The sequence below is a fragment of the Rhodohalobacter sp. genome (genome assembly GCF_041686455.1).
Lineage (GTDB): Bacteria > Bacteroidota > Rhodothermia > Balneolales > Balneolaceae > Rhodohalobacter.
Genome location: NZ_JAWLDW010000119.1, coordinates 1 through 7,734 on the forward strand (window position 1 = coordinate 1; position 7,734 = coordinate 7,734).

6 protein-coding genes are annotated in these 7,734 nt (G+C 41.6%); 2 read left to right on the forward strand and 4 right to left on the reverse strand.

Annotation, left to right across the window (positions count from 1 at the left end; genetic code table 11):
* Nucleotides 1-118: 118 nt before the first annotated feature.
* The 3 genes from ACESM0_RS11530 to ACESM0_RS11540 form a co-directional block, all read right to left on the reverse strand.
* Nucleotides 119-1,510 carry a PAS domain S-box protein gene (locus ACESM0_RS11530; protein WP_372906359.1) on the reverse strand — a complete coding sequence of 464 codons (1,392 nt, stop codon included), beginning with the start codon at nucleotides 1,508-1,510 and terminating at the stop codon, nucleotides 119-121.
* A 412-nt stretch (nucleotides 1,511-1,922) separates the two neighbouring features.
* Nucleotides 1,923-2,279 (reverse strand): sodium:calcium antiporter, encoded by a 357-nt coding sequence (locus tag ACESM0_RS11535; protein ID WP_372906360.1) that lies wholly within the window; start codon nucleotides 2,277-2,279, stop codon nucleotides 1,923-1,925.
* A 151-nt stretch (nucleotides 2,280-2,430) separates the two neighbouring features.
* Entirely contained in the window at nucleotides 2,431-5,154 is a 2,724-nt protein-coding gene (locus ACESM0_RS11540) for a cation-translocating P-type ATPase (RefSeq protein ID WP_372906361.1), read from the reverse strand.
* A 179-nt stretch (nucleotides 5,155-5,333) separates the two neighbouring features.
* Between ACESM0_RS11540 and ACESM0_RS11545 the strand changes: the two genes are divergently transcribed.
* Together ACESM0_RS11545 and ACESM0_RS11550 are read left to right on the forward strand one after the other, a co-directional pair.
* Nucleotides 5,334-6,290 (forward strand): SDR family NAD(P)-dependent oxidoreductase, encoded by a 957-nt coding sequence (locus ACESM0_RS11545; RefSeq protein WP_372906362.1) that lies wholly within the window; start codon nucleotides 5,334-5,336, stop codon nucleotides 6,288-6,290.
* The gene (locus tag ACESM0_RS11550; protein WP_372906363.1) at nucleotides 6,287-6,829 is read left to right on the forward strand and encodes a DinB family protein; all 543 of its coding nucleotides are present in this window, start codon (nucleotides 6,287-6,289) and stop codon (nucleotides 6,827-6,829) included. The genes ACESM0_RS11545 and ACESM0_RS11550 overlap by 4 nt, the downstream gene beginning before the upstream one ends.
* A 157-nt stretch (nucleotides 6,830-6,986) precedes the next feature.
* On the opposite strand, the gene ACESM0_RS11555 is transcribed toward ACESM0_RS11550, so the two are convergent.
* Nucleotides 6,987-7,734, reverse strand: a 748-nt coding sequence (locus ACESM0_RS11555; RefSeq protein ID WP_372906364.1) for a DUF6544 family protein, incomplete at its 5' end; no start/stop codon positions are given.

Here is a 7,734-nt window from a genome sequence, read left to right on the forward strand (position 1 = left end):
TGTCACTTCCAAATCAGACTCCATTTCCAGGGTACTGGCTAAACCTTTTCGCATCATAGGGTGATCATCAACGATTAAGATTCTCTTTTTGAATGGATTTGTCATTTCGCCCTCTTTTTTATTCAAAATGTTGCATGTTATTTGGAATAACACATCGAATCTGTGTCTTCTCATCCGTTGTTCTGATGATTTCAAATATACCGCCCATCACCCGGGCTCTGTATTTCATTATTTCAATTCCCGATCCTTCATTAGGTATTTTCTCCTCTGAAAATCCGGTTCCGTCATCTACTATATAAAGGGCGGTATGGCGTTCATTATTTGAAAGCCTCACTTTTACATTGTCCGGCTTGCCATGCCTGATGGCGTTGTTAATGGCCTCCTGGGTAATTCTATACAGGTGCAAGGCCAGATTGTGGTCATATACTTCGGCATCTTCAAAATCATGAAATTCACAAGACACCCCGGTTAATTTTTTAGTTTGTTCACAAAGTTCCTGAATAGCAACACTCAATCCTTTTTTTTCTATATCGACCTGAACCATTCCCCGGGCCAGTGTTCTTGCAAACTCATCCGCTTCCCGAATCATCATTGCAATCTCTTCCACATCTTCAGCAGCTTTCGATCCTTCTATTTTTAATTTTTTTGCAAGATTTTCAGTCAGCATTCGGGTTCCGGTTAACATTTGCCCTAATCCATCATGCAGGTCACTTCCGATTTTGCGTCTCTCTTCCTGGCCCGATTCAATTATACGCCGTTCAAGATTTCTGCGAGCAGTTAAATCACGAATAATACCGGTAAATATCTTTTTATTTCTCCAGGCAACTCTACTTACTGTAATTTCAATCGGGAAAAGTTCTCCGTTTTTGTTTCTTCCCCGCATCTCTTTGCTCTCTCCCGTCAAATTCTTATCAACAGACAAATCAAGACCGAGGAGTTTATCTTCATCATCTTCATTGAATTGTGTCAGTAATAAAAAATTAAGCGACTGTTCTTCAAGTTCTGATTTTTTGTAACTAAACAGATCCCTAAGAGCTCTGTTTGAACTCAAAATACTACCATCTTTGTCAAAGGTAATAATAGCATCTGTTGAACTTTCAAAAACATTTTGGGAAAGAGCCTTGACTTCTTTCAGCTTTTCTTTTGTCTGGATCAATTTATCTATCTCTACAATTGAAATAACACATCCGGGAAATCCATCTACATTATCCACCTTTTTAGCACGCACATCCAGCCAAACCTTCGTCCCATTACTTTTTATACCGTGCCAATTTCCCTTTACAGATTCACCATGAAAGCAAGTTTTTACGACTTTTAAAAATGGTGTAACATCTTCGTCTCCATATAAACTTCGAATAAATTTCCCCTTGATTTGATCTTCTCCGTAACCGAAAATTTTGTCTGCAGCTGAATTTGTATATATGATCCGGCCTTTTAAGTCCGTAATTATGACTCCATGCTGGATGCAATCAATGATATTCTTGCTATCTGTTGAAGTTTGTACGGTCATACAAATTACCTCACAACTCAGACTTCTACTCAAATTAAACGCTGAAATTACCCACTCTATTTTCACTCAAAATTAAAAGAACGGATCACTTATTCTATCACTATAGTCAAAAAATTTACAAGATGAATCATAAATATCCCTTCACATAAGTAAGGAATTTCCCTACAAAGCAGATGGATATTGCTTCACCACCAACACTGAGTTTTCACGACTTTTACTCAGTTTTATAAAAATCATTTTCAACCGTGTTGTCCAGCCTTACCAAAAGAAAAGTCCGGTAAAGCCTCGCTCAAACCTGTTTATAGATTTCCATTCAAATAGAATCTCTCATGCACATTTACTCCGGTTCCATCGTTGAGACTGACAGAAACATCAAATTTAGTAGAAATCCGCTCATTGACCCAGCTGTCAATTAACTGACAGAATACAACAATATGACATAGATGAGATATAAACCTAACAGAAAAGCTCCCTCTTTCCGGTTTATAAGTGTACCTGTTAAAAGAATAGGAAGGCACAGTAATGAAACCAATACCATTACCGGCAGATCAAAGTAAACAAGAGGTGAACTGATGTTTAAGCCGTCAGCAGTCATAAATGCAGTAAACCCAAGTACGCCGAGCAGGTTGAAAATATTACTCCCAACTACATTTCCAACCGCAATATCCCTCTCTCCTCTAAACGCTGCAATAGCCGAAGTAAACACTTCGGGAAGTGAGGTTCCGGCAGCAACTATTGTTAAGCCAATTATCAACTCGCTTACACCCATCAAACGCGCAGCAGAAAAATCAAACCTAATTCAAACAGTAATAAAGTTGTCAATTTTTAATGATTGATAAGTATTGACCGGAAAATATCGGCAAGTATAATTCATGGGAAGTAATGAATTAAATTGATGGAAGTTTACCATCAACCTCTCACTATCCAATAAAACTTTCACGCCAACGATTGAAAATTTTATCAATCTCTCCACCGAGAATGACCAGGGAACCAATACCTACAATCACCAGCCACTGTTCGAAATCGAGCGGTACGGTTCTGAATACAGATTGGAGAAAACCAAGATGAAGTACAGCCAGGTGGGCCAATAAGGCAGCCGACATACTGACAAATAGAAATTTATTGGAAAAAAAGCTGATCTTGAAAATACTGCGGTCTAGCGACCGGCAATTGATCACATGGAAGAACTGAAATACGACCATTTGCGTCATAGCAACCGTTCTTGCAACATCCAGGTCACCGCCACTCTGATTCATAGCCCACCAAAAACTTCCGACTGTACCTGCAGCCAGAACAATACCTACCCCGCCAAGCCTCTCCACCAGTCTGCCATTCAAAATACCCTCATTTACAGGTCTTGGTTTTCGTTCTGCAATTCCCGGCTCCCCCGGTTCAAACGCGAGCGCAACATCCTGCAATCCATTGGTTACCAAATTGATCCATAATATCTGAACGGCTACAAACGGCAGCGGCCAGTTCATAATAACAGCTGCCAGAATGACGATCACCTCACCCACAGCAGTCGATAGCAAAAAGAACGTGACCTTTCTGATATTTGAAAAGACGATTCGACCTTCTTCAATGGCGGCTGTAATGGTTGAGAAATTATCATCCGACAGCACCATATCGGAGGCCTCCCTGGCAACATCCGTTCCGGTTTTACCCATTGCAACACCTAAATGAGCAGCCCTTAGCGCCGGCGCATCATTTACACCGTCTCCCGTCACGGCTACAATATGGCCAAACTCCTTGAGTCTCTCCACTATTCGATGCTTATGTTGTGGTGTTACGCGTGCATAGATATTTACATTTTTAAGTTTTAAATCCAGCTCCTCGTCCGACATTTGATCGAGCATTTTACCTTCCAGGGCTCCATGCTGCTCGTGATCCATACCCAGTTGCCGACCGATCGCAACGGCTGTATCGATATGATCGCCCGTAATCATCACCACCCGAATACCCGCTTCCTGCGCTACTTTAACGGCCTCCAAAGCTTCGGGACGAATCGGGTCTTCCATTCCTTGTAAACCCGCCAATGTAAATCCGGAATCAATTTCTTTGGGATCTCCGAGCTTTTCCTTCTCTGTCGGTTGATAAGCCATAGCCAAAACACGTAATCCCTCTGCAGCCATCTCTTTTGCCGCTTTAAGTGCCTCTTCCCGGTCCAATGGCACCTTCTCTCCATCTGAGATTACGTGTAAGCACTTGGTCAGAATTACTTCGGGCGAACCTTTCATGAAGATCATATTATCGCCTTCTACGCGATTAAGCGTAGCCATAAATTGCCGCTCTGGCTCAAAAGGAATTAAATCAAGCTCTTCCGGGCGATCTCCATTCTTTTTAAGGTCAAATCCCCCTTTATGAGCAGATACGTGAAGGGCTATCTCTGTAGGATCTCCATGAGGTTCAGCGTAAGCAAGTGATGCCGAATTTGCTTCGTTTGATAACGTTCCTGTGATCAATGTTTTGTAGAGCGCAGAGTTTTTATGAACGGTCGTGGATTTTTCATCCTTCAAAATTTCACCTTCCAGCTTGTAACCGGCCCCGGAAGTTTCGTAAAACTGTTGATCTGCCCAGATCTTACGGACCGTCATCTCGTTTTTGGTCAGCGTTCCGGTTTTGTCCGAACCGATTACCGTTGTACTGCCAAGTGTCTCAACGGCGGGCAGAGACCGGATGATCGCTCGTCGTTTAGCCATACGGCGCACACCGATAGCAAGGGTAACCGTAAGTACAACCGGCAGTCCTTCCGGAATCGCGGAAACTGCCATTGCTACCACGGTGATGAAAATTTCAGCCGGCCCCATTTGATGCATCAATCCAATAATCGCAATCAGAATGGCAAAACCTACAATTACGTAGCCGATCATATGCCCCAGCTTATCAACCTTTATCTGAAGCGGTGTTTTGGTAACTCCTATATCTTTAACAGAGGATGCAATTTTACCAAGTTCAGTTGATTTACCTGTTCGTACCACAAGTGCCCTCGCCCGGCCCTGGGCAACCGTTGTCCCGGCAAAAACCATATTCTTCTGATCGCCTGGCACAGGACTTTCATTGTCTATAGTTTCTTCCTGTTTTCGAACCACCATCGATTCACCCGTTAAGGCAGATTCATTCACCTCTAAACCATTTGAGTGCAGAATCCTCATGTCCGCGGCTACTCTTCCGCCTGAGGTCAGCAAAACGATGTCTCCCGGAACCAAGTCCTTTCCCGGAATTTCTCTCTCTTTTCCATCCCGGATGACCATCACTTTCGGAGCTGCTAATTTCGAAAGTGCTTCAATTGCATTTTGCGCCTTCGATTCTTGAAAATATCCAATCACTGCATTCAGTAATACAACAACCATGATGACAGCTGAATCGGTATAGTCCTGCAAAATCAGTGTTACAAATGCTGCTGCCAACAGTATATAGATCAACGGATCTTTAAACTGATGAAGAAGAATCTGCCATTTGGACATTCTTTTTTGAGTTTCAATCTCATTGGGGCCATAATACTCAAGCCGGCGGATCGCTTCATCGGCAGATAAACCTTTACTGTATGAGCTTTCAAGATTTTTAACAGCACTCTCTGTGTCGAGATTGAACCACGGTTTCTCTGTACTTTTCTCCTCAGAAGATTGTGATTTAACTGGCTCCATAGCCCTCTTAATTGAATTCCGAAAACTCAGATTTGCAACCCGATAACCATATAATATATAAAATGATGAACTTTACTTGTAAGTATTATTGTAAACCATCGATAGTGGAAAACCTGATATCATTAATACTATGATTCCCGCATTTTATAATTTCATGTACAAATTCACATGTTTGACTGATGAAACCAAAACGAGTAATTATTACAGGAGCCAATTCAGGGATCGGCAAAGCTGCTGCTCTGAAGTTTGCCGAAGAAGGCCATGTTGTAATTATGGCTTGCAGAAATATTAAAAAGAGTCTGCCGGTTCAGCAGGAGATCAGCAAAAAAACTAACAACTCTTCTGTACTACTTAAAAAATTGGACGTGTCAACTTTCAATTCGATTGAACAGTTTTGTGATGAAATAAAACAGGAGTTCGACCATATTGACATTCTGATTAATAATGCAGCATACTTCAACCACGGTTCTGATTACAAGCTGAGTGATGATGATATCGAAATCACTTTTGCAACAAATGTAGTCGGACCGTTTCTACTGACACACCTGCTTAAAAACCTTCTTTCCCGATCTGATGATCCGCGAGTTTTAAATGCCGGGAGTAACATCATTAAGCATTTTTTGAATCCAAAGAAGGAGATAGATTTCTCAAATTTAAGAGGTGAAAATGTAAATGACCCGGCACACAGCGTCTATATCAACTATCGGAATTCAAAAATGGCTCTGTTGATGCTCACCTTTAAAATGGCTGATTTTTTCAAACCGGAAGGCATAAAAGTAAATTCCATTCAGATAAACGGGGCGACCATGTCTGAAGAGTCCTTGCAAAAAATAAAACCCGGCTGGAGAATCATTGCACGATTTCAGAATTTGTTTTTCAGACCGCCTGAATATACCGCAGACCTGTACTACAGATTGTGTACCTCTATCGAGTACAGAAATCATACCGGCATCCAATTCAACCATCGGGCAGAACTGATGCGTCCTGCAGTTACCGAAGGTGGACTTTTAACGGATATCAAACAGGCATTGGGCTCAGATGTATATCCCTCATACGCAGATCGTAAAGATATAACAGAGATCGTGTGGAATCGCTGCAGGGAGATGACTCGTGAATACATTACATTGGATTCATGAAAGATCGAACAATCAGTGCATATAACGAGCTTGAAAAGCAACGAGAGGATTTTTTAAACCTCTACCGACAGCAAAACAGAGAACAGCTTCGATTCAAGTCGGAGACAGAATCCTGGAATATGCTGCAGGTGATGCGTCATCTGGTAACCGCTGAATCGCTTTCTCTTGTCTATATCAAAAGAAAACTGAGAGATGCCGAAAACATTCCAAAAGTTGGAGTAAAGGCAAAATTAAGGGCTTTTTTGCTGAAGATGGCACTAGCACTACCCATAAAATTCAAAGCTCCCAAAATTGCAGAAGTAAAGGAAGATTATCCCGATTTCGATTCAACTATTGAGGAGTGGAATAGCGTCAGAGAAGAACTAAAAGAGCTTTTGCTAAATGCAGATGAAGAGATCTTTTCAAAAACGATTTATAAACATCCAAGAGCTGGATATTTGACTCTGAAACAGACTGTCAATTTCATGGAAGATCATATCGGGCATCATCAAAAACAAGTTGACCGAATTATGCATCATCCGCAGTTTCCCGATGAATGAATAAACTGTGCAAATTTACCTTAGATTCAGTTTAAGAAAAGAATAATAATGTTGACAAATTCTCCCCTAATAAGGGGCTCCGAGCGTTAGCGACACGTGTAACGAAATTAAGAGGGGTCTACAAAGGATTTTTCATCAATTTCTGGACAAATTGCAATCAGTGTTTAAACTTGTTCACTTCCAAATTTGTTACTTCTAAATGCAGCCAGGTAAAATCGCCTTCCGGCAGTTTCCAGGTTACGGATAGTTTGTTTGGTATTCGATATTCGTTAAAAGTATTGAATTCTTCTGCTTCCACAACCCACTTCCGTAATTCAGCATCCTCTGCTCCTCCATAATATCGTTCGGCTTCAAAAGATGTAAAGTCTCCATTTTCGCTGAACCGGAAGATTCCTGAAACTTCATCTCCATTTACAGTCAACGTGGCTTTTGCAGTTGTCTCATCAATTTCTTCCCAGCTGATGTAATCATTTAGGGCGGCCGACGGAAACCAGCAAATTTCACCGAGGTACCGAATCATGGTTCCGCTGTTGAGCTTCTGGTTGTCCCTTTCATTTACAACATTGAAAAGCGATAACAATTTAATGATCATCTCACCATTGCCGTCAGTCAGCTTATCTCTTCCTACAAGATGAACCAGAGGCATCATCTTAACTTCTGTCGACCAGTTAAATGCAGGGCCTTTTACATCAAAATATTGTACTGCATTGAAGTTCAACCATTTGCCGTCCGGTGAAGTCCTCATTTCTCCGGTTTGTTTCAGCCGTACAAATGTCACTTCCGGTTTCCCTATGGCTCCGGAATTCTTCAGCCAGGTTTGAACAATGTCCGGCAGATGCTGCAGATCTTCTTCCTGGATACGTTGATCCTCAGGTGGTGAAACCTGCTCCAACAGATAATCCTGT

Excerpts from the sequence above, each read along its gene's own strand:
- ACESM0_RS11530 (WP_372906359.1), bottom strand. The coding sequence starts at position 1,510 with ATGACCGTACAAACTTCAACAGATAGCAAGAATATCATTGATTGCATC.
- ACESM0_RS11535 (WP_372906360.1), bottom strand. The coding sequence starts at position 2,279 with ATGGGTGTAAGCGAGTTGATAATTGGCTTAACAATAGTTGCTGCCGGA.
- ACESM0_RS11540 (WP_372906361.1), bottom strand. The coding sequence starts at position 5,154 with ATGGAGCCAGTTAAATCACAATCTTCTGAGGAGAAAAGTACAGAGAAA.
- ACESM0_RS11545 (WP_372906362.1), top strand. The coding sequence starts at position 5,334 with ATGAAACCAAAACGAGTAATTATTACAGGAGCCAATTCAGGGATCGGC.
- ACESM0_RS11550 (WP_372906363.1), top strand. The coding sequence starts at position 6,287 with ATGAAAGATCGAACAATCAGTGCATATAACGAGCTTGAAAAGCAACGA.